General features: G+C 51.6%; 22 protein-coding genes. 5 read left to right on the top strand and 17 right to left on the bottom strand.

All coding sequences use genetic code 11. The features are described from left to right. The first annotated feature begins 65 nt into the window (after positions 1 to 65). Positions 66 to 1,706 carry a chaperonin GroEL gene (gene groL, locus ACO1NT_RS18340; RefSeq protein ID WP_449050201.1) on the top strand — a complete coding sequence of 547 codons (1,641 nt, stop codon included), beginning with the start codon at positions 66 to 68 and terminating at the stop codon, positions 1,704 to 1,706. A 97-nt stretch (positions 1,707 to 1,803) separates the two neighbouring features. On the opposite strand, the gene ACO1NT_RS18335 is transcribed toward groL, so the two are convergent. From ACO1NT_RS18335 to ACO1NT_RS18315, 5 genes are all read right to left on the bottom strand, one after another. Next, positions 1,804 to 2,130 (bottom strand): nucleotide pyrophosphohydrolase, encoded by a 327-nt coding sequence (locus tag ACO1NT_RS18335; RefSeq protein WP_449050200.1) that lies wholly within the window; start codon positions 2,128 to 2,130, stop codon positions 1,804 to 1,806. Between the two features lie 40 nt (positions 2,131 to 2,170). Continuing rightward, positions 2,171 to 2,629, bottom strand: a complete 459-nt coding sequence (dtd, locus tag ACO1NT_RS18330) for a D-aminoacyl-tRNA deacylase (RefSeq protein ID WP_449050199.1) — start codon at positions 2,627 to 2,629, stop codon at positions 2,171 to 2,173. Beyond that, positions 2,629 to 3,870 (bottom strand): PQQ-dependent sugar dehydrogenase, encoded by a 1,242-nt coding sequence (locus ACO1NT_RS18325; protein WP_449050198.1) that lies wholly within the window; start codon positions 3,868 to 3,870, stop codon positions 2,629 to 2,631. The genes dtd and ACO1NT_RS18325 overlap by 1 nt, the downstream gene beginning before the upstream one ends. A gap of 110 nt (positions 3,871 to 3,980) precedes the next feature. Then, positions 3,981 to 6,452, bottom strand: coding sequence for a TonB-dependent receptor (locus tag ACO1NT_RS18320; RefSeq protein ID WP_449050197.1), 2,472 nt, complete (start codon positions 6,450 to 6,452; stop codon positions 3,981 to 3,983). A gap of 236 nt (positions 6,453 to 6,688) precedes the next feature. Continuing rightward, positions 6,689 to 7,774 (bottom strand): putative sensor domain DACNV-containing protein, encoded by a 1,086-nt coding sequence (locus tag ACO1NT_RS18315; protein WP_449050196.1) that lies wholly within the window; start codon positions 7,772 to 7,774, stop codon positions 6,689 to 6,691. A gap of 125 nt (positions 7,775 to 7,899) precedes the next feature. On the opposite strand from ACO1NT_RS18315, the gene ACO1NT_RS18310 reads away from it, so the two are divergent. Beyond that, positions 7,900 to 8,259, top strand: coding sequence for a phage holin family protein (locus ACO1NT_RS18310; RefSeq protein WP_449050195.1), 360 nt, complete (start codon positions 7,900 to 7,902; stop codon positions 8,257 to 8,259). Between the two features lie 3 nt (positions 8,260 to 8,262). On the opposite strand, the gene ACO1NT_RS18305 is transcribed toward ACO1NT_RS18310, so the two are convergent. From ACO1NT_RS18305 to ACO1NT_RS18265, 9 genes are all read right to left on the bottom strand, one after another. After that, positions 8,263 to 9,129 carry a helix-turn-helix domain-containing protein gene (locus tag ACO1NT_RS18305; RefSeq protein WP_449050194.1) on the bottom strand — a complete coding sequence of 289 codons (867 nt, stop codon included), beginning with the start codon at positions 9,127 to 9,129 and terminating at the stop codon, positions 8,263 to 8,265. 22 nt (positions 9,130 to 9,151) lie between these two features. After that, complete coding sequence (locus tag ACO1NT_RS18300; RefSeq protein ID WP_449050193.1) at positions 9,152 to 9,562, bottom strand: DUF983 domain-containing protein; 411 nt, start codon at positions 9,560 to 9,562, stop codon at positions 9,152 to 9,154. Between the two features lie 113 nt (positions 9,563 to 9,675). Continuing rightward, a complete protein-coding gene (locus ACO1NT_RS18295; RefSeq protein WP_449050192.1) occupies positions 9,676 to 10,290 on the bottom strand; it encodes a hypothetical protein in 615 nt (204 codons plus the stop codon). 13 nt (positions 10,291 to 10,303) lie between these two features. Continuing rightward, the gene (locus ACO1NT_RS18290; protein ID WP_449050190.1) at positions 10,304 to 10,528 is read right to left on the bottom strand and encodes a DUF3820 family protein; all 225 of its coding nucleotides are present in this window, start codon (positions 10,526 to 10,528) and stop codon (positions 10,304 to 10,306) included. 6 nt (positions 10,529 to 10,534) lie between these two features. Beyond that, positions 10,535 to 11,296, bottom strand: a complete 762-nt coding sequence (locus tag ACO1NT_RS18285) for a glycosyltransferase family 2 protein (protein ID WP_449050189.1) — start codon at positions 11,294 to 11,296, stop codon at positions 10,535 to 10,537. A 6-nt stretch (positions 11,297 to 11,302) separates the two neighbouring features. Next, on the bottom strand, positions 11,303 to 12,043 hold the full coding sequence (locus ACO1NT_RS18280) for a class I SAM-dependent methyltransferase (RefSeq protein WP_449050188.1): 741 nt from the start codon (positions 12,041 to 12,043) through the stop codon (positions 11,303 to 11,305). 9 nt (positions 12,044 to 12,052) lie between these two features. Further along, positions 12,053 to 13,003, bottom strand: coding sequence for a polysaccharide pyruvyl transferase family protein (locus ACO1NT_RS18275; protein ID WP_449050187.1), 951 nt, complete (start codon positions 13,001 to 13,003; stop codon positions 12,053 to 12,055). 14 nt (positions 13,004 to 13,017) lie between these two features. Beyond that, complete coding sequence (locus tag ACO1NT_RS18270) at positions 13,018 to 14,355, bottom strand: flippase (RefSeq protein WP_449050186.1); 1,338 nt, start codon at positions 14,353 to 14,355, stop codon at positions 13,018 to 13,020. A 12-nt stretch (positions 14,356 to 14,367) separates the two neighbouring features. Further along, positions 14,368 to 15,111, bottom strand: a complete 744-nt coding sequence (locus ACO1NT_RS18265; RefSeq protein WP_449050185.1) for a DeoR/GlpR family DNA-binding transcription regulator — start codon at positions 15,109 to 15,111, stop codon at positions 14,368 to 14,370. A 103-nt stretch (positions 15,112 to 15,214) separates the two neighbouring features. Between ACO1NT_RS18265 and nagA the strand changes: the two genes are divergently transcribed. Together nagA and dctA are read left to right on the top strand one after the other, a co-directional pair. Continuing rightward, entirely contained in the window at positions 15,215 to 16,327 is a 1,113-nt protein-coding gene (gene nagA, locus ACO1NT_RS18260; protein WP_449050184.1) for an N-acetylglucosamine-6-phosphate deacetylase, read from the top strand. After that, the gene (gene dctA, locus ACO1NT_RS18255; RefSeq protein WP_449050183.1) at positions 16,324 to 17,571 is read left to right on the top strand and encodes a C4-dicarboxylate transporter DctA; all 1,248 of its coding nucleotides are present in this window, start codon (positions 16,324 to 16,326) and stop codon (positions 17,569 to 17,571) included. Before nagA ends, dctA begins: the two co-directional genes overlap by 4 nt. Here the strand turns inward: dctA and xseB are convergent. Both xseB and xseA read right to left on the bottom strand, forming a co-directional pair. Next, positions 17,568 to 17,792, bottom strand: coding sequence for an exodeoxyribonuclease VII small subunit (gene xseB / locus ACO1NT_RS18250; RefSeq protein WP_449050182.1), 225 nt, complete (start codon positions 17,790 to 17,792; stop codon positions 17,568 to 17,570). The genes dctA and xseB overlap by 4 nt on opposite strands. Then, positions 17,785 to 19,122, bottom strand: coding sequence for an exodeoxyribonuclease VII large subunit (xseA, locus tag ACO1NT_RS18245; protein ID WP_449050181.1), 1,338 nt, complete (start codon positions 19,120 to 19,122; stop codon positions 17,785 to 17,787). Before xseA ends, xseB begins: the two co-directional genes overlap by 8 nt. Before the next feature lie 108 nt (positions 19,123 to 19,230). On the opposite strand from xseA, the gene def reads away from it, so the two are divergent. Next, positions 19,231 to 19,800: a peptide deformylase gene (def, locus tag ACO1NT_RS18240; RefSeq protein ID WP_449050179.1), complete on the top strand. Its 570-nt coding sequence runs from the start codon at positions 19,231 to 19,233 to the stop codon at positions 19,798 to 19,800. 13 nt (positions 19,801 to 19,813) lie between these two features. Here the strand turns inward: def and ACO1NT_RS18235 are convergent, their stop codons facing one another. Beyond that, entirely contained in the window at positions 19,814 to 20,473 is a 660-nt protein-coding gene (locus tag ACO1NT_RS18235; protein ID WP_449050178.1) for a trimeric intracellular cation channel family protein, read from the bottom strand. Positions 20,474 to 20,739 lie beyond the last annotated feature (266 nt).

Below are 20,739 nucleotides of genomic sequence, written 5' to 3'. Positions count from 1 at the left end.
CGTTAATGTTTAATTAATAATGGTTTATTGAAAATTTGTTCAGCGAATCTGAAATCAATTAAAAAATGGCAAAACAAGTTAAGTATAATGTCGAAGCACGTGACATCCTGAAAAAAGGTGTAGACACGTTGGCAAATGCAGTGAAAGTGACATTGGGTCCACGTGGCCGGAATGTCATCATTGAAAAGAAATTCGGTTCACCGTCTATTACCAAAGACGGGGTTACCGTAGCGAAAGAAATCGAGCTGAAAGACGCCCTGGAAAACATGGGTGCCCAAATGGTGAAGGAAGTAGCTTCCAAAACGGCCGATCAGGCTGGCGATGGAACCACTACCGCAACGGTATTGGCGCAAGCCATCATCGCACCGGGCTTGAAAAGCGTGGCTGCGGGTGCCAACCCGATGGACCTGAAACGCGGTATCGACAAAGCGGTTAGCACCGTGGTAGGTAGCCTACAAAGCCAATCGAAGACCGTTGGTGAAGACAACAACAAAATCAAACAAGTAGCCAGCATCTCTGCCAATAACGACGAGGTAATCGGTTCGCTGATTGCCGAAGCTATGGAAAAAGTAGGTAAAGACGGCGTTATTACGGTAGAAGAAGCCAAGGGTACCGAAACGGAAGTGAAGACCGTTGAAGGTATGCAGTTTGACCGTGGCTACCTGTCGCCTTATTTCGTAACCAACACGGATAAGATGGAAGCCGAGTTGGAAAATCCATATATCCTGATTTACGACAAGAAAATCAGCAATATGAAAGAACTGCTTCCGATTTTGGAAAAACAAGTCCAAACGGGCAAGCCGTTGTTGATTATCGCTGAGGATCTTGATGGAGAGGCATTGGCTACATTAGTGGTTAACAAAATCCGTGGCTCGCTCAAAGTGGCTGCCGTTAAGGCGCCTGGTTTCGGCGATCGCCGCAAAGCGATGTTGGAAGATATCGCTATCCTTACCGGTGGTACCGTTATCTCTGAAGAGCGGGGCTTCAAACTGGAAAATGCCGAACTCGACTACTTGGGTCAGGCTGAGAAAGTGGTTGTTGACAAAGACAATACCACGGTGATCAATGGATCTGGCAACTCGGACGACATTAAAGGCCGTGTGAACCAAATCAAAGCACAAATCGAAACCACGACATCAGATTACGACCGGGAAAAACTGCAGGAACGTTTGGCCAAATTGGCCGGCGGTGTAGCCGTATTGTATGTGGGTGCTGCCACCGAGGTGGAAATGAAAGAGAAGAAAGACCGCGTAGATGATGCATTGCATGCTACCCGTGCTGCGGTTGAAGAAGGAATCGTAGCAGGTGGTGGTGTAGCGTTTATCCGTGCGAGCGAATCGTTGAAAGACCTCAAAGGTGACAATGAGGACGAAAACATCGGTATCGAAATCATCAAGCGCGCCATCGAAGAGCCCTTGCGCCAAATCTGCAACAATGCTGCCGTAGAGGGTGCCGTTGTGGTACAGAAAGTGCGTGAAGGCAAAGACGACTTCGGCTACAATGCCCGCACAGGCACTTACGAAAACCTGATCGGCGCCGGTGTTATCGACCCGACCAAGGTTACGCGTATCGCTTTGGAAAATGCTGCTTCCATCGCGGCCATGCTGTTGACCACCGAAGTGGTGTTGGCAGACGAGCCGGAAGATGATAAAGCGGCAGGCGCAGGTGCCCCCCCAATGGGCGGCGGCATGGGCGGCATGATGTAATCATTGCTCCCCGCTAAGCGGGGAGACCATCATAAACGCAAAAGGCGGCACATCCCCAAAAGGTGTGCCGCCTTCGTATTTTATAGGGCAGCTACCCCTACTTAAGCTTCTCGTTATTGCGGTGTCGATCCGCATCTCGGACCTGCTTCTTATCGAGGTTTTTCACCAGTGCATCGGTAAGATCGACCCCCGTCTGATTGGCGAGGCAAATCAACACGAAGAGCACATCGGCCATCTCATCGGCAAGGTCGACCGCTTCGTCCGATTTCTTGAACGACTGCTCGCCGTATTTCCGGGCCATGATACGGGCTACCTCCCCTACCTCTTCCATCAAAATGGCGGTATTGGTGAGTTCGTTGAAATACCGGATGCCGGTGGTGTTTATCCAACGGTCAATGGTCTCCTGCGCTTCTTTTATCGTCATCAGTGGTAATTTCTCGTGTTGTGTAGTGTTTCGCCTATCATCAATGATTATCCTTGTCTTTGGTGTCCATCACGATGGTGACAGGTCCGTCGTTGATGAGCGACACCTTCATGTCGGCACCGAATACCCCAACCGCGACCTCCCGGCCCAAGCGCGCCGAGAGTTCGGCAACCATCGACTCATACAACGGCATGGCCTTGTCGGGTTTTGCTGCGCGGACAAACGACGGGCGATTCCCTTTCTTGGTCTGCGCGGATAAGGTGAACTGCGAAATCAACAGTATGTTTCCTTGGATATCGTGCAGGGACTTGTTCATCAGCCCGTTCTCATCGCTGAATACGCGTAGGTTGGCAATCTTCTGGGCCAGCCATTGCAGGTCGTCCGCCCCATCGCTTTCTTCAATGCCCAACAGCACCATAAACCCCTGCCCGATGGAACCGACCATACGGCCATCGACCCGACAGGAGGCTTCGGATACCCGCTGAATGACCGCCCGCACTATTTTTTCGCGATGCGGTATAGCCTTCCGCCGTCCGTAACGGCGTACAGTGCGCCATCGGTGCCTTGATGCACATCGCGGAAACGCTGCGCCTCCCCTTCCAATAGCCGCTCTTCGCCAACGACCTTGTTATTTTCGATGACCAATCTGGCGATATGGGTACTGCTCAAACCGGCAATGAACAGGTTGTTTTCCCACTCGGGGATGGAGTTGCCGGCAAAAAAGGTCATCCCACTTGGTGACAGCACGGGGTCCCAATAGTAAACCGGTTGCTCCATCCCTTCTTTCTGTTGGATGGCATCGCCGATTTTGTTGCCATTGTATTCGAGGCCATAGGTGATGGTGGGCCAGCCGTAATTCTTGCCGGGTTGGATGCGATTTACCTCATCGCCGCCACGGGGTCCGAATTCGCCCTCCCAAAGGTCGCCCGTAACGGGATGGAATGCGAGCCCCTGCACATTGCGGTGCCCGTACGAATAGATTTCGGGGCGCGCGTCGCTCCTACCTTCAAAGGGGTTGCCCGGTGCGGGGTCGCCGTTTGGCGTAATGCGGAGGATTTTGCCCAGTGCGGCATTCAAGTCCTGCGCCAACGGCCGGGTTTCGATATCTGAACGCTCGCCGGTACTGACAAACAGGTTTCCGGTTTTATCAAACAGGATGCGCCCGCCGTAGTGCAGGTTGCTTTTATGTGCCGGTGTGGCTTGATAGATCACCTGGGCGCTTTCGATGGCCTTTTCATCATCGGCCAGCCGGCCTTTGGCCACGGCCGTCAAAGTGCCATCGGGCGTATCTTGCGAAAAGGTCCAATACACCATGCGGTTGCTGGTGAAATCGGGATCGATGGTAACGCCCAGCAACCCTCCCTGGCCTTCGGCGTTGACAGCCGGAAGCCCGGTAATGGCTTCGCTAAGCTCGCCGGTCTGCGTGGCAATCCGGAACGTCCCCTCCTTTTCGGTAATCAGCAGCCTACCATCGGGCAGGTTGGCAATACCCCATGGCCGGTTAAGCCCTTCGGCCAACACCTGTGCTTCAAAGGGGGTGGTGGTTTTCATGCCCGCCACACGTGTTTGCCCTTCAAAAGCGGGAGCGTAGTCGGTATTGGCTTCCTTGGTTTCCACAGGTGCGTATGTGGAATCGGACGGCGTTTCCTCAACCGTCTTTTTGGAAGCCGATGAATCGCACGATGAAATCACGAACGATAACGCCGCAATGGCCGCAATGGATTTGGATGTATGTCGCATAACGATAATTTTGTTTAAAGGTAACGACATTTTTCCGACAATATCAATGCCAATGGCATATTAAACGGCAAGCGCACGATTATTTTTACATCGGCGCTTACCGTGTATTCCTAAAACTTGAGATTAAGCCCCAACAGGAAATTGGCCGTTGCCTGCGGATAATAGAAGTTGTAGTCTACCCGATCGGTTTCAGACAGGTAATAACCCCAGGTGTATCCACTGGATGCATATTTCTCGTTGAATACGTTGTTGACCAATAACGTGATGCCGAGGTTCTTCAATTTCCAGAACGACGTGTGATAGGCTGCCCGTACATGGTTTACGAAAAAGCCATCGATACTGCGGCTTGCGCTGCCGGTATTATCGAGGTACTGGCGCGAAACGTATTTGCTGAGCAGGGCCACTTCAAATGGCTGCCAAGGTTTGAAGCTGAGCTCGCTGGATGCCACCCAGTTTGGTGAAAACGAAATATCGGTTGTGGAATAAAAGTTCTCCACGTCGCCCACCACCTCCGTGAAGTCCTTGATTTTATTCTGGCTATAGGCTAGTGTTGCCCCCCATGCAAACCAAGTGTTGGGCGCCCACTGCCCATCGAACTCCAGGCCGATGCGGTAGCTGTCGTCCACATTTCGCCGTAGCGTGCTGCCCACGTCGTTGAGTTGGCCCGTCAGCACCAATTGGTTTTTATACAGCATGGCGTAACCGTTCAGGCCAACATTGAACCGATGGGACCTGATGCGGTAACCGGCCTCGATGTCATGCAGCCGTTCGGCTTTGGGTGTTTGGTCAATGGGCCAGTCGGTAAAGTCGCTCCGCACGGGTTCTTTATTTGCCAATGCGTAGGAGGCGTATACATTGCTGGCCGTTGACAGCTGATACGTGAGCCCGATTTTCGGATTGAAAAAGTCGAACGCGGCATCTTGGGTAAGATCGCGGAGGTCGTTGTCTATGCCGGTGATGGCGTAGTCGATACGGCGGTATTGGGCATCCGCAAACAACGATAGCTTATCCAACCGGTACGATGCCTTTAGATAGGTATTGAAATCTGTTTTGGTAGCATCGCCATCGTAATACCGATACGCGGTACTGAAGCCGCCCTCCTTTGCGCTCGGGTAGGCAGCATCGGTAGCCAGGGGATATTGCGACCATACGATATCGCCATAATGCCCACCTTCATAGTGGTTGTAGGCACCCCCTAACGTAAGCTCGAAGCCGTCCCCGTTTTCGTACACAAGCGAGTAGGTGCCCCCATAGAAATGGTTGTCGAGCCAACGCTGACGCACCAGGTCCGTCTCGGTTATGGCGCCGCCGCTCACAGCGACGGGCGGTAATCCGTAATCGGCATATTCGTCTCGGCTGCGGAACTGCTCGTAGTAGCCTTTCCCCCGGGTGTAGTGCAGGGCGGTGTTGAGCGTAAACCTATCGGTAAGGACCGATGAAAACAGCAATTGGTAGTGCGTTTGCCGGTAGTTATCGGTTTCGTTATCGTAAAGGTATTTATTGTAGCGCCGGTCGGAGTTCAACAGGTTCTCGGTTTCTTCTGGCGTCAGCCCATCGTCTGCCGCATAGGCTTCCATCGCGGCCACATCGCCGGTGAGCCTCGATTCGGGCGTGCCATACCAGGCCTGATAGGTTTTTTCTTTGCCGCCGAATACGTTGGCACGCAACAGGCTATGCTGGCCATGCCAGGCCCCCGACAAAAAGAATGATTGCAGGTTGGACGTGCCCCGATCGATGTAGCCATCGCTACTGATGCGTGAAAGGCGTCCATCGAAACTGAAATTGCCACCGATAAGGCCCGTGCCGAGCCGAATGGTATTTTTCAGCGATCGGTAGGAGCCGATCGACTGGTCGAGTTCGGCATAGGCTTCTTCGTTGAGGGTATGGGTTTGGATGTTGAGGCTAGCCCCGAAAGCACCGGCGCCATTGGTGGATGTACCGACTCCGCGCTGGATCTGGATGTTATCTACGGAAGAGGCGAAATCGGGCAGGTTGATGAAAAACGAACCCAAGCTTTCCGCATCGTTGAGGGGGATACCATTTACCGTAACATTGGTCCGCTGCGCATCGCTGCCGCGGATACGCATGCTGGTATATCCGATACCCGCGCCGGCATCCGACGAAATGACCACGCCGGGCGTCTGGTCGAGCAGGAAAGGGATATCCTGTCCCATGTTGTTCTTGGCAATATCCGCTTTGCTGATATTCTTGTAGGTCGTCGCTGTGTTTTCCGTGGCGCGCGTCGCCTGGACCACCACTTCATCGGTGAGCAGCGTCGCCTGTTGCAACACCACGTCCACGTGTTGGTCTCCGCTAATCGTAACGTGCTGTTTTTCCGTTTGGTAACCCAGATGGCTCACCACAATCGTGTAGCTGCCTTCTTTGATGTGGCTGATGGTTGCCAAGCCGGCGGCATCGGCCTTTCCTTGGTAAATGGTGCCTTCGAGCTGGATGGATGCGCCCGGCATCGCCTTGCCATTGCTGGCCTCGGTTACGGATACGGTGATGTGGTGTTGTGCCACGGCAACAGCCATGGCGACGTGCATGAACAACGCAATCCCTGCGATTGACTTTTTAATCATTTTGTAACTTGTAAAATTTAGTTAAACACCACTGCTATAAGGGGTTCATAGCAGCGTAATTATTTAACTTACCTCCCTACGCCGGCATTATCCGGATCAGGTGCTCCCGAGATATCGGGATGGGTATAATCTCAGCCTTTATTTGTGTTTGTTGGTACAAAACAAGGCACCCCTAAATGATTGTGCAAAGATAGGCTATTTTCCGGCTATTGCAAAAGGGATTGCATAGGACCCGATTACATCAGCAACGTATCGATACGGTGCCCATGTACCATTTGTTGTTTCTCAGACCATGAGAACACGGTGAACGTACCGTCTTGCGAGGCTACCATCGCAAGCGAATCATGCTGGTCATTTACGAACTGCGCAGCAGCGAGGTGTCGGGTTCCGCCGATATTGGTGGCATCCAACAGTTGCATGGTGCTACCTGCAATGGGTTCGGTAATCATCAATTGGGCCACGGGCAGGGCATGGGGTGAACGGGCTACTTTGGCACCGAAAGCCAGCAAGTGATGGTCTTGGGTAATTACGGTGGCCCCGTCGATGGCGGAGTAGCCACCGACTGCGCTAATCATTTTACGCAACTCCTCCATGTGTACAATGTCCGGTATGTTTGTTTGGGGGCGGGCGGAGATGAGGGGATGAGGTTCTACCAAATAATTGATGGGTTTGACAATGGAGTGCAACCACGCCGAGCTGTTCGGCGGAACCATTAAAAGCAATGCGCCCCGGCCGTGGCTGCGCAGTGCCAGTGCGAGCTGCACTAATAGGTTCTCAGGCTCATCGGCGGGTTGCGGGCCGGAAAGGCCCAACAACGCAGCTAGTATGCCTGGGCAGTCCGTCAATCCCCAATGATTGCCGTCAATTACTTTAATCTGATTACCTTTCAGCACCGCAACGTTGACCAGCTTGCCCGCCAGGTCGCTGTGCTTTCGCTTCACCACCAATAAGCCCGCCTCTACTACTTCCACTACCATACTATGAAGGGGTATCTCGTAAGTGGTTCCCCAGATATGGAGATTGCCGCCTTCCATCCATATGCAGAGGTGAATACCCGGCTGCACCACGGCTGGCGACAGCTTTACCAAATGATACGGGGTAAAGCGCTGTCTATGGCGAAAAACCAAGCCGTTGCTCACCATATCGGGCGGTACAAAGGCCATTGAGATTTTTGGCTCATAGCCTTCCTCACGACGTAGGCTTGCCCAAAATGCCGTATCGATGATGGATTCGATGACCGGGATATCCGGGATATGGCGCAGCCCGGCATCCGGGTGCCGGGCAACGTGCTGTTCGAAATGTGCCGCAATTCGCTGTGACACAATTTTCGCCGCTAGATACGTAGGTTCTGAAATCATTTTTTGCCGACCGACCAAACAATTTAGCCGATTTTCATATTTACTCGGTATATTAACAAATTTACATAAAAATCAATAAACAAATTGTTATGCGATTCATCATTGACGTATTACTGACAGGGCTGGCTGTTTTTCTGGCGGCCCTGGTCCTTCCCGACTCGGCGGTGACCGTTGCCGGCTTCGGCTGGGCAATTGTTGCCGGACTCATCATCGCTTTCGTGAATGCAACGTTGGGCACGGTGCTCCGGGTGTTCACCTTTCCGCTCAACCTGCTGACGCTGGGACTCATTTCGTTTATCATCACGGTGCTGATGGTTCAGTTGACCAGCTATTTCATGGGCAGCAAATTTGAAGTGTCGAACTTCTGGTGGGCTGCGGTATTTGCTATTATTGTAGCACTCATACAGATGCTATTGAATAGCCTATTCGGATCCAAAGAAAAGGATTGACAACTAGCCTATATTTTTCCGAAAGGCTTCTGGTGTTGTATCGGCGTACTTCTTGAAAAACTTGGTGAAATACGAATTGTCTTTGAAGTTGAGCACATCGGCGATGGAGGCAATGGAAAGTTCAGGGTTCACCAAGAGCCGCTTGGCCTCCAGAATGATGCGGTCACGTATCACGGTTCCGGCCGATTGGCCCAACAGGTCTGAACAAATGGCATTGAGGTGGTTGGGTGTAATGTAGAGCAGGGCCGCATAATCTTTGGGCAACCGCAGCTCGGCATAATGCTTTTCGACGAGTTTTTTGAAATTGCGCAACAGGACGGCATTGTAGGACAGCGGTGACGGCTGCGCGGGGGTGTGGAGATCGGCAAGATCTAGGAATAGTTTAAGCATCAGTACACGCAACTTGTCGATATCCAGCATGCCCATCGCGGTACCCAAGGGCACCATCTCTTCAAACAGGGCGGCAATCCGGGGGCGCAGATTTTCGGGGATATCCAGTACGGACTGTTTGGCCTGTCCCTGGAAGAAGGTGAATTCGTCGATATAATCGGGGCGAAGCAGGAAGGACTGGAAAAACTGGGTTGAAAAGTTGATCACATACCCGTCTACTTCGCCCTCGAAGTTCCAGCGGTGCACCTGGCCCGGCACCATCGCATACAATTGGTATGGCCGTACCTCGAACCGGTCGAAATCGATCGTATGGTACCCGGCACCCTTGGTAAAATACACCAGGTGATAGAAAGTATGGCCGTGCGGCACATGCAGTTTGTGGTGCTGCACGATGTAGGGGGCAAAGGGGCCTACCAAGAAATCCGATTGGTAGGTCGCGAACCCCGTAATGTCATATACCGGATAGCCCTGACGTGTCATGGGCCGTAAGTATACTGATTTTTTATGGCTTTTCGGTTACCTGTTTTGCTTCGGGCTGATAACTCAGGCCGGGCGTAAGCCAATAAAGTAACACCACCCGCGAGTAGCGGTAGTTGAGCGGCGAAAGCACGATGACTGTACCAATGGTAGCGATGAGGTATGGCCACGGCCCTTCCATATAACCCGTAAAGAGATAGAAGCCCACGCAGGCCACAATCATTTCGGCCATCGCCAAGGCATAACTCACAAACATGGCTACGTAGAAATAGCCCGGTTCGCGCTCATAACGCAACCCACAGTGGGGACACGTCTCGTTCATTTTTTGTGCTTTGAGTGCATAGGTCTTGCCTATAAACATATTCCCTTCGCGGCACCGCGGGCATTTCGCTTGCAGCGCCGCCTTGATTACCGATGGGGTGTGATCTTTTTCCATGATATTCTCCACGTTTAATCTGCCTGTCCTTTTTGCTGCAAAGGTAACCACATCGGGCAAGATCTACTGGTAAGATACCGGTATCTTATGGTACTTTTTACCGACCTTAAATGTTAATCGACGGGGCGTAGCGGCAGGTAGCTCGACATACCCGCACCCCTGGGATGGATGATGATGGCAACGCAGCGGTCATCGGGGCCCACTTCGAAGGCAATACCTTCTTCGGCATCGTAAACCGTGTAGGTTTCGTCGGCCTGCTGATAGGTTTCAGTGGCCGTGAGCTGATAAGTGTCGCGTATCTCGGCAAGCGCAGAGCCTACATGGATCGAATCGGCGGTTTCGAAGGTGGGCGATGTCACCCGGATCTGTTGTATCCGGGCGGTTTCGTCGTTGCCCATGTCGCGGGCGGTGAATAGGGATAAAGGGTATTGTTCTGCCGTATCGGTATACCAAATCTGCACCGCCTTCCCCATGGCCGCATCGCTATGGTCGGGTCGTCCCAATTGCCGGTGAACCACACTATCGGCATCACCGAGTTTGAATGTGCCGGCGGATGTGCCGGGCACGAGGGCCGTACTTTCCGGTGCCGCGGCATGGGGGATTTCTGTGATCGAACTATCGGCCCCAGCGGTTCGCCCGGCATCGCCACGACCACCGCATGCGGTGAGCATAAAACCCATTAGTGCGACAGCCATGCCGTTTGCCCATAAAGGTGTTTGGTACTTCATACCCTATAAACGGCTATTTTTTATTTTTGTTTCGAAGCGGGGTAAGCAAGTACTCCAACCCATTGAGCTTGATTTCGTACATCGTTGCCAGTAACATGCCGATGGTGCCTTTGGGGAATCCTTGTTGGTGGAACCATACTAGGTATGCTTCGGGGAGGTTGCAAATGAGCGTGTCTTTGTATTTCCCAAAGGGCATTTTGGTCGTTACTAGTCGCTGCATGGTTTCTTCGGGCGTCATGGTGAATCAATCGTTGGTTTTACCATACTTTATGTAGTATACCGCTAACCGGAAAGCGATGGCGATATGGTTGAATACATTGGGTAGCAACCCATAATGTTTGCTGAAAATCCGGAAACGCTCCTTGAGACTCTGCCAGTGCCGCTTTTTAGACATCCCCCCGACGAGGTATTTGGCAACGATACGCCTGGTATTTACCGCTTTATTGGCGGCCTTTGCCGCACGGATAACCCAGTCGATATCGGAACTAAGCTGATACCGCAAATCGTACTGGCCGACGATACCGCGCCGGATGTAGATGGCCTGATGGCTGATATTCATCCCATAACGGAAACTTTTCCAGTGGAACCGTTCGGGGATGGCATGCCGCCGGAGACCGAGCGATTGCCAACTGGCATCGAACATTTCCGTTTCGCCGTAGTAGATATCGGCATTGGGCGCGGTGGCAAATACCGCGGCAACGGTGTCGGTGGCGTAAATCTCATCGCCGGAATTCATAAATAACACGTAATCGCCCGTGGCAAGGGCCAGTCCTTTATTCATGGCATCATAAATGCCCCCATCGGGCTCACTGATGAACCGTGCAATCTGTCCGGCATATTTCCGGATGATGCCGGCCGTGCCATCCGTCGACCCGCCATCGATGACCACATACTCGATATGCGGGTAGGTTTGGTTAATGACCGACAGAAGGGTCCGTTCGATATCGGCCGCATTGTTATAGACAACGGTGATAACCGTGAGCGTAGGTGAAAACTTGCTTTCCATTACCCGTCAAATATCGGAACGCTCTGCCGGCTTTTGTACGACCATCACGTTGTTGTGGAAAAAATTCATGTTCTTTGGCAGTATGGCTGAAAGGAAAAGCCCACAAAGTGTAATCGGCATAATAAACAACGGTGTGAGTGCTATGCGGATTCCTTTCCGTTTCGGAAAGATATGCTGGTAGACATACGCCGCCCACATCTGGCAGATGGTGCTTACGTAATTGGTCGTCTTTTTTTCCTGCATCACCATAAATCCTTTTTCCTGCAGCATGTGCTTCAACCCGAATGACGTGTAGCGGGCAAAGTCGTACGGGATTTCGTGTTCATCCCAAACGAATGGCACCGTTAACAGCATCTTGCCGCCCGGTTTGAGTACCCGGTATAGCTCATCGAGGATTTGGTGGAGGTTAAACACGTGTTCGAATACTTCACTGGAAAAAATGCTATCGAACGATCCGTCGGCAAAAGGCAATGTATGGCCATCGTAGTAGACATCAATTTCCTCGCTGCGATGGTCGTGGCCACTCACCTCGATGTCCGTACCGATGTATTCGGAAACGGCAAACAATGCCTTATAGGGTTTACTACCGCACCCGAAATCCAACAGTTTGCCCTGCAAGTGGCCGCTGAATTGGGAAACTCCGTTATACAGCCCTCTGCGGATGATAAAGAAGGGGTTGAAAAAAAATCCGAAAAAAGTAGGCTGAAATAAAGATGTATTGTACAGTTTTTTAAGCTTCGCTACCACGGTCGATTGTTATTGGGACTTGAATTGGGTTTTCCAGCGTTGTATCGCGTCTTTATCGAGATACAGTTTCACGCTCATTTCTTCATGTATTTTCTCTTCGAGCAGATCGATGCGTTGGCGTTCGAGCACGTTCAAGGCGATATCGTTTCGCATTTCGAGTGCCCGGTTGTCGATGCCGATGATGATGGCCTTGCGTTTTTTCTGCAAGGCACGTATGCCGGCATGGAGGCGGGTTCCCACATATTCGCAGGGTTGCCTCTCGAGAAACGAATCGAAAGCGGAGAGCTTCGGTGCCACGTAGCCGATATCGGAAGTCAAGCTTTCGATATACGCACGGTCTTTCGAACCTTGTACCCAAACATATACGTGCTGGTAATGCTTTTTCAGGATTTCGAACATCCGCCGGTCACGTTCGGTATCGCGCATGTAATCGGTAATGGTGGTGATGACGGTATCGCGCTTTTTGGGGTTAATCTGGGAGCAGTGGGGTTCGTCGAGCCCCCACACGGTAGGGCAACCGGTATTGACCACATTCTTGATGCCTATTTCGGCTAGCTTCTGCAAGGTGTAATTGTCTCTGACAGCGTGTACGTATCGCTTGGAAAACAAGGTTCGGTACATCATCTTCGAGTAGGCGGATACGGGTTTATCCTGGTATTGCCACCACCCTACCCCGAGCAATACCACTTTATGCCGTAAAACGAACAAATCTTTGACACCGACTTTCCACTGGCTCTTTCGGAGGGTATTGTTTTTCAATAGATTAGTTCCACCTACGATGCCTGTATCGTATTTACGGAGCTTGTGGAGGTCTTTCGGGTGGATGGAAAAATGGGTAGGCACGTTGATGACGAAATCGTCCATGAACAATTCGTCGGAAATACGATTGACCGCATCCATGATGATGTGATCACCGAGATTGGTTGTACCTACTGATGTATCGAAAATAATTTTTGGCATGTGTTTGCTGCAACTTATCGTTTGACCAACCGCCGGATGGTCGGTATAAAAAATAACGCTTCGAGCATCAGCCATCCCTGTGCCCGCGTTTTGGGTACGAAGATAACAAATAGTGCCGTGCTGGCATATGTGGCTAACGTGGCGTAAGCAGCACCAATCATGCCATATTCCGGAATCCACCAGCTATTCAATCCGATGTTGATTACGGCACCGGCGACAGCCCGGGCCAATGAGATACGGGTGTAGCCTTCTGCGAGCAGGTATTGGCCGGTGGCGACATAAAGGAACATAAATACCCCTGCCCAGATGTGAACCGTGAGTATGGGTGCGCCGGCGGCGTATTCTGCCGAATAGAACATACGGTAAATAAAGGGTGCGGCCACGGTGGTAACCGCCGCAATGGCCACGCTCACCATGGTCATCAGTTCATACAGGTGCTGCAATCGCCGCCGATAGCGGGCGGGATCGTCACGCCGGGCATTCATGATCGCCGGAAAGAGGGCCGTGACGATGGCCATCGGGACAAAGTACCAGCCTTCGCTGAGTTTAACTACCGTATCATATACCCCGAATACGGCTTTACCCAAATAAGCGTCGAGCATCAACTGGTCGATTTTCATGTACAGAATGATGGCTACCGAAGAAAATGCAAGGGGCCACGAGTAATGGAGCAAGTATTTGGCCGTAGCCCGGTCAAACCGCCAATTGACGAGTCGGTTGCCCCGCCGTTCGTAATAATAAACGTATCCTACCGCCAGGAAAACGGCATCGAGCAGGAGTGCCCACACAAACCAGCCTACCGTAGCCTGCGAGAAAACCAGCCCAACCTTCACAGCTGCAGACAGCACATTGGCGCCCACTTGGATGTACATGATATACTTACCCTGTACCTTGGCTTGGAAAAAACAGTCGATGATATTGACTGATTGGAAAAGGCAGACAAACGACACGATAAGGATATAATGGAACGGTGCCGCCTGCGGCCCCGAGGTATAATGGCCAATCAGGAGGTAAGTCGCGTAAATCAACGGAAGCGCTACAACGGATGCAACCACCCGTAACCGGAATGCGGTGCCCAATATGGTGTTTTCTTTTTCTGGTTGCTGCAACAACTGCCGGGTCACGAAGCTATCCATGCCCAGCGTGCAGGCCGCGGCAAAGAACGAGACCAATACGAGTGGGTAGTTCAACTCGCCGTTGAGGCTGCTACCCAAATAATTGGGGATAACGATGGCTGTAACAACCATCTTGATGAAAATGGTACCCACACGGGCCACCATCAACCACCCGGTATTCTTAAGATACTTGCTGAAAGCTTCTGGGTCGAAACCGGGTAACGAAGGGAAGTTCATCAAATTAATCCGCTATACCACTTCAACCACTTTACCGAAACCCGCTAAACTCTGGTGTGTGGGATCAAGATCGGTGACCAAATAGGAAATGGCGTTGAGGCTACAGACTTTCATTTTCTGCACGGAATTCAATTTCTCTGCAATACTGAGGATGGCGGTTTTGCTGGAACAGCGGATCATGGCTTTTTTGATCTGCACCACTTCCCAATCGGAGTCGGTAACACCATCTTCTACCGAAAGGCTATTGGTACCCAACAAACACAAGTCGACCCGGATTTCCGACAATTGGTTGATTACCTGTGAACCGATACTGATGTTGGTATTGCGCGACAGTTTACCACCGATAAGGATAACATCTGCATTGGTCCGTTCGGCCAATTCGAGCGCTACCAGCGGACTGATGGTGAAAAATGTACACTGCAGGCTTTCGGGGATGATACGCGCCAGTTCGAGCATAGTGGTGCCGCCGCCGGCGAGTACCGTCATTCCATTCTGCACAAGCTTAAGCGCCTTGCTGGCAATCTGTTTCTTGGAATCACGGGCGTATACGTTATTCTCCTTAAACGGATACTGGAACGACTTGGACAATGCGCCGCCGTACACTTTGAGCACCTTGCCGTTTTCTGCCAATTCGTTCAAATCACGCCGGATGGTATCTTCAGAGACACTGAGCTGCACGCTGAGGTCTGACGATAGCACTTTATTGTGCAAGTTGATTTGGTGGATGATAAAAGCCTGCCGTTCTTCTTTCAACATGGTGTAAGCGGTTTATTAAGTGGGTAAAGATAGAATATTTTAAAGAAATTTGTATTATTACCGCCGTAAAGCATTTATATAACCAAAGCGCAAAACAGTATCCATGGCCGAGTCATATCTTGCAATCACCAACGGGACCGTCTTTACGGGCGAAGCGTTAGCCAGCGGCAAAACGGTGTTGATAAAAGGGAAAAAGGTAGTCGGGCTCATCCCTACGGTGGAAGTTCCGTCGGACGCCGAAATCGTAGATGCCCGGGGCAGGTATGTGGTGCCCGGCTTTGTAGACTTACAGATATATGGTGGGGGAAACCGGCTATTTTCCGCCGATCCTACAGCAACGGCGCTAGATGAAATCGCAACGGCGTTGGTGAAATCGGGGACCACCAGCTTCATGATAACGATCGCAACCAACACCATGGAATTGGTGGATGAGGCATTACGTGTAATGCAAAACTACCGGCATCCGGCCCTTCTCGGTTTGCACCTCGAAGGGCCGTACCTTAACCCCGAGAAGCGGGGGGCACACCCGGAGTCCTATATACGCAAACCCGAAAAGGCCGAAGTCCGCTCGTTATTGGAACGGGCCGGTAAAAGCCTACGGATGATGACCATTGCGCCCGAACGGTTTGAGGATGAGGTGATCGACATGCTATTGCACCACGGCATCCTCTTGTCGGCCGGGCACAGCGGTGCCACGTTTGACGAGGCGACGCATGGATTCGAGAAGGGAATACAAGCAGTGACCCATTTTTTCAATGCCATGTCGCCTTTCCATCACCGCAATCCGGGGTTGCCGGGTGCAACTTTCCAGTCGGAAACGGTGAAAGCAAGCATCATTGCCGATGGCATCCACGTGGATTACCAAACGCTGGCAATCAGTAAGCGGTTGTTGGGCGACCGGCTCTTTTTGATTACCGATGCCGTGGTAGCCGTGGATACCGGTACCTACACACATATTTTTACGGGCGATCGCTATACGTTGCCCGACGGCACGCTGTCGGGGTCGGCACTGACGATGATGCAGGCCGTAGCCAACTGCGTGCGCCATGCGGGAATCCCCTTGGTGGAAGCGCTACGGATGGCCACCTTATATCCCGCATCGCTCATCGGGGCGGATAGCCTGGGCCGAATTGCGGAAGGAGCGACCGCCAACCTGGTTATTTTCGACGATGGCTACACCATACGAAACGTCTTCTTCGAAGGGACCATCCAATGAAAAAACTGTTTAACTTACTTTACTTCCAGGTCGTCGTCGCCATCATCATTGGCATCCTAATCGGGCATTTTTACCCTTCCATCGGCGTGCAACTGAAGCCACTCGGCGATGGGTTCATCAAGCTGATTAAGATGGTGATCGCTCCGTTGATTTTCTGTAGCATCGTATTGGGCATTGCGGGGATGGAAGATGTGAAGAAAATCGGGACGGTTGGCGTGAAGGCTCTGCTGTACTTCCAGCTGTCCACCGTTGGGGCCATGCTGCTCGGCGTGATGGTGATCAATGTGGTTAATCCCGGTGGGGGGATGCACGTAGACCCGAAGACACTGGACACCTCGGAGGTATCTTCCTACATCGTTGAAAGTGAGCACCAAGGCGGTGTGAAAGACTTTCTATTGAATATCATCCCCGAAAATGTATTCAAGGCGTTGTCTTCGGGCAACCTACTGCAAGTCCTTTTCTTCGCTGTGCTATTTGGATATGGGCTTTCCAGGATCGGGGCCAAAGCCGAGCCTACTCTCCGCGTGATGCAGTCATTCCTCGACGGCTTGTTCGCCGTGATAAAGATCATCATGCGGGTCGCCCCTATTGGGGCCATGGGTGCCATCGGGTTTACCATCGGCAAGTATGGCATCAGCTCGCTTTCTTCTTTGGGCTTGCTGATGTTGTGTTTTTACGGTACCTGCCTGCTGTATGTCTTTTTGGTGGCGGGATTGTTTTTGAAGTATTATGGCATCAGTATAATCAAAATGCTGCGCTATATAAAGGAAGAACTACTGGTTGTGTTGGGCACATCATCGTCCGAGTCGGTGCTACCGGCTATTATGCAGAAGCTGGAAAAGATGGGATGCTCGAAACCCGTGGTACGCCTTACCATACCGACGGGCTATTCGTTCAACCTGGATGGTACCGCCATTTACCTGACGATGGCAGCCATCTTCCTGTCGCAGGCGCTTGATATGCCCATGAACCTGATGGATCAGCTTTTTTTGCTGTTTGTGCTCACCATCACTTCGAATGGTGCCGCTGGCGTAACGGGAAGTGGTTTTATCATTCTAGCAGCTACACTACCCGTTGTAGGACATATACCCGTTGAATCGGTTGCCCTGATCTTCGGTATCGACCGCTTTATGAGCGAAGCCCGGGCATTGACCAACATCATCGGCAACACCGCCGCAACGCTGGTGGTGGCGCGCTGGGAGAACGAATTGGATATGGACCAATTGGCGTCCGAGCTGGACTAGCCTTCCTTTGCAGGCCCGACATCATCGTCTGCTAACCCAGCCAGTATATTATTTACTTCCGCTTCCGTAGTCGTGAGCTTCGCCTTGCAGGCATGAATGAGCTGTGTGGCCCGTTTTACCTTTTCCGAAAGCTCGTCGACCGAGATTTCACCATGTTCGATTTCCGATACAATGGTCTGCAGTTCTTCGAACGCATCGGTATAGGTGTATGGTTTATCCATTATCCAATGGTTTTAGTTCATCTATTTTACTGGTTATGCTTCCATGTGCGAGAACCGTTTCGATCACATCGCCCTCACGGATAGACTCAATACTCTTCAAGGCTTTCCCGTTGATACGGGTAATGCTATACCCGCGCCGGAGCACCTGTCGGGGATCCAATAGTTGCGTGGTTTTCTCCATGGCTTGCAAATTTGACCATGTTCCTTTACAGCGTGACGATGCTGCCACCCGCAGGGTTTGGGCAGTGTGGTGTATGTCTTGTTGTCCCTGCCGCAAACGCGTTTTGCTGACCATCCCGAGGCGCACGGCCCCATATTCGAGCGCTTTCCGTTGGCCACTCACCAGATGCATGCTATGCAGCCTGAAATATCGGATCTGGTTGTTGAGCGCATCCCGTTCTTGGGTGACCAACTGCGTTGCCTTCCGTATGACGATCTCTCTTGCCTGGTTGACCGGTTCGGCAAATCGGTGGAACCGCTGTATGAGGAAATCGGCTAGCTCGCTCGGCGTGATGGCATTCTGGTAGGCCACCATTTCGCTGACCGTTTCATTGGTGGAATGGCCGATGCCGGTAAGCACGGGAATAGGGAATTGGGCGATGGCGGAAGCCAATAGATAGTGGTTATAGCTCGATAAACCGACGTCGCCTCCACCGCCGCGGATGATGGCCACCACATCATACGCATCCTGCTGCTGTGCGATGCGTTCCAGCTGGCCGGAGATGGCCTGCACAGATTTATCTCCCTGGAGCAAGGCCGGAAAAAGCGTTTGCTCAAAATGGTAACCCCAAGGGTTGTGTTGCAAAATCTTCAGGAAATCGGCGTAACCCTTGCTGGTTTCGACGGATATGACAGCCAGTCGCTTGGGCACAACCGGAAAGGCCAGGGATTTATTTGCCCTAAAGATACCTTCTTCTTCAAGGCGGTTGATACTTGCCAACTTTTCCCGCTGGAGTTCGCCGAGCGCGTGCACCGGATCGATATCCAAGATGCGCAGGGTTAAACCATACACAGGATCGTAGGATATGGTGGCCTGGAACAAGATAGTGATGCCATTTTTCAGGGGCTCTTTCGTGGTTTCGATAAACTGCCGATCGATGCGTTGGTAATCGGCCTTCCAGAGCACCGATCGCATTTCAGCGATGACCTGCCCCTGCCGCTTCTCGACCAGCTCCGGATAACAATGGCCCGAATGGGAATAATGGTTGAGCTTATTCATCTCTGCCTTTACCCAATACACACTTTTGTACCGTTCGGCAATCGTTTTCTGGATGCTGCGGGCTACCTCTACGAGGGTGAATACCGTTCTGTCCGACAATTTCTCAGGCATAACCAAAGGTAAGCTTTTTCTATAAAATCACTACCTTTGTGCGCGTGAAACGTGCCACGGAGTGAAAGATATAAGGTCTACAAGACCACCAAGAAAGATTATTGTTGAATGAAACTACCCATTATCTCATACGGCGACCCCATCTTGAAACGGAAGGGCGAAGCAATTGAAAAGGACTATCCAGGTTTACAGCAGCTGATAGCCGATATGTTTGAAACCATGTATGCGGCCAGCGGCGTAGGGCTGGCAGCTCCCCAGATTGGGCGGTCCATACGCTTGTTTGTCATCGATGCCAGCCCGTATGAGGAAGACGAACCGGGGCTTGCCGATTTCAAGAAAGTATTTATCAATGCGCAGCTCTTGGATGAGGAGGGAGATAGATGGCTGTTCAATGAAGGGTGCCTGAGCATTCCTGACGTCAGGGAAGATATAAGCAGGTATCCGACGATCCGTATTCGCTATGTCGATGAAAACTGGGTGGAACACGAAGAGGTGCTGGATGGGTTGGCCGCGCGGATTATCCAGCATGAGTATGACCATATTGAGGGCAAACTCTTTACGGATAAGCTTAGTCCCCTTCGGAAGGCGATGATCAAAAGTAAATTGGATTCGATTTCGCGGGGCCAGGTTGACGTGGATTACAAAATGAAATTCCCGGCATCGAAGCGCAAACGGTAGGGATTTCGTTCGTTCAGCCGCCCACGAGGGGCAAAGCCAGCCGATATTTCACGGCAATAACACGGATGGCGACGACGGTGGTCACGCTTAGGGAAGCATTGATGGTATAGCCCACGCCGAACGAGTCGAGCGTAAGGAACAAGGTGGCCCCCAAGAGGCATGCCGTAGCATAGATTTCCCTACGGAAAATCAGCGGTGTTTCGTTCAGCAACGTATCGCGGGTAACCCCACCCATCACCGCCGAGAACATACCCAGTACCACGGCCGCGATGCCACTGCTATCGTAAGCCAGTGACTTCTGGACCCCCACTACCGTAAAAAACCCAATTCCCAATGCATCGAATAAAAACAATGTCCGCGCGAACTTGCCCAGTATGCTCCGCAACCAAACAGCGATGAGTACCCCGGCCAATATGGCTAAGAGGTAATTTCCATCGTCCACCCACACCGGCCGTAAGTTGAGGAAGATATCACGGAGGCTCCCCCCTCCGATAGCGGTAACGAAGCCGGTAAATGCGGCACCGAATAAATCAATATTATTCCTGGTTGCCGCCATCGCGCCGGATATCGCGAAGAACATGGTTCCTAAAAGATCGATATAATAGATGATTTCCAACGCTAATTCATTTACGTTCCGCTTGTAAAAGTACAACAATTCCCGATTAGTTGACATGCGGACAAGTACGATGGGATGGGCCAGTTATTTTTTTTCTCCCTGATTTATAGCCAGTCATGGATATTTCCAAACAATATCTTACCCGGAGTGTTGCAAATTACACATTATGCCTTACCTTTGCATCCCGCTTCGGAGGAGGCGGTTGTTCCTTGAGTGTTTTGTTTCGTTTTTGCTGCCGGTGGGGTTGGTTTTCGTTGCGTTTTCGGGGCTGGCAAAAAAAGTGAAATAAATTTTGCGGGAATGGAAAAGGTTCTTACCTTTGC

It is taken from the genome of Parapedobacter sp. (assembly GCF_053550995.1).
Note: the sequence above shows the minus strand (reverse complement) of the source record. Positions and strands in the feature narration are given on the sequence as shown.

Coding starts and splice junctions, on each gene's coding strand:
- xseB (WP_449050182.1), bottom strand. CDS start 17,792: ATGGATAAACCATACACCTATACCGATGCGTTCGAAGAACTGCAGACC.
- ACO1NT_RS18295 (WP_449050192.1), bottom strand. CDS start 10,290: ATGAAGTACCAAACACCTTTATGGGCAAACGGCATGGCTGTCGCACTA.
- ACO1NT_RS18235 (WP_449050178.1), bottom strand. CDS start 20,473: ATGTCAACTAATCGGGAATTGTTGTACTTTTACAAGCGGAACGTAAAT.
- ACO1NT_RS18290 (WP_449050190.1), bottom strand. CDS start 10,528: ATGACGCCCGAAGAAACCATGCAGCGACTAGTAACGACCAAAATGCCC.
- ACO1NT_RS18265 (WP_449050185.1), bottom strand. CDS start 15,111: ATGTTGAAAGAAGAACGGCAGGCTTTTATCATCCACCAAATCAACTTG.
- ACO1NT_RS18270 (WP_449050186.1), bottom strand. CDS start 14,355: ATGAACTTCCCTTCGTTACCCGGTTTCGACCCAGAAGCTTTCAGCAAG.
- groL (WP_449050201.1), top strand. CDS start 66: ATGGCAAAACAAGTTAAGTATAATGTCGAAGCACGTGACATCCTGAAA.
- def (WP_449050179.1), top strand. CDS start 19,231: ATGAAACTACCCATTATCTCATACGGCGACCCCATCTTGAAACGGAAG.
- ACO1NT_RS18305 (WP_449050194.1), bottom strand. CDS start 9,129: ATGACACGTCAGGGCTATCCGGTATATGACATTACGGGGTTCGCGACC.
- dctA (WP_449050183.1), top strand. CDS start 16,324: ATGAAAAAACTGTTTAACTTACTTTACTTCCAGGTCGTCGTCGCCATC.
- ACO1NT_RS18320 (WP_449050197.1), bottom strand. CDS start 6,452: ATGATTAAAAAGTCAATCGCAGGGATTGCGTTGTTCATGCACGTCGCC.
- ACO1NT_RS18275 (WP_449050187.1), bottom strand. CDS start 13,003: ATGCCAAAAATTATTTTCGATACATCAGTAGGTACAACCAATCTCGGT.
- xseA (WP_449050181.1), bottom strand. CDS start 19,122: ATGCCTGAGAAATTGTCGGACAGAACGGTATTCACCCTCGTAGAGGTA.
- ACO1NT_RS18310 (WP_449050195.1), top strand. CDS start 7,900: ATGCGATTCATCATTGACGTATTACTGACAGGGCTGGCTGTTTTTCTG.
- ACO1NT_RS18300 (WP_449050193.1), bottom strand. CDS start 9,562: ATGGAAAAAGATCACACCCCATCGGTAATCAAGGCGGCGCTGCAAGCG.
- ACO1NT_RS18325 (WP_449050198.1), bottom strand. CDS start 3,870: ATGCGACATACATCCAAATCCATTGCGGCCATTGCGGCGTTATCGTTC.
- ACO1NT_RS18335 (WP_449050200.1), bottom strand. CDS start 2,130: ATGACGATAAAAGAAGCGCAGGAGACCATTGACCGTTGGATAAACACC.
- nagA (WP_449050184.1), top strand. CDS start 15,215: ATGGCCGAGTCATATCTTGCAATCACCAACGGGACCGTCTTTACGGGC.
- ACO1NT_RS18285 (WP_449050189.1), bottom strand. CDS start 11,296: ATGGAAAGCAAGTTTTCACCTACGCTCACGGTTATCACCGTTGTCTAT.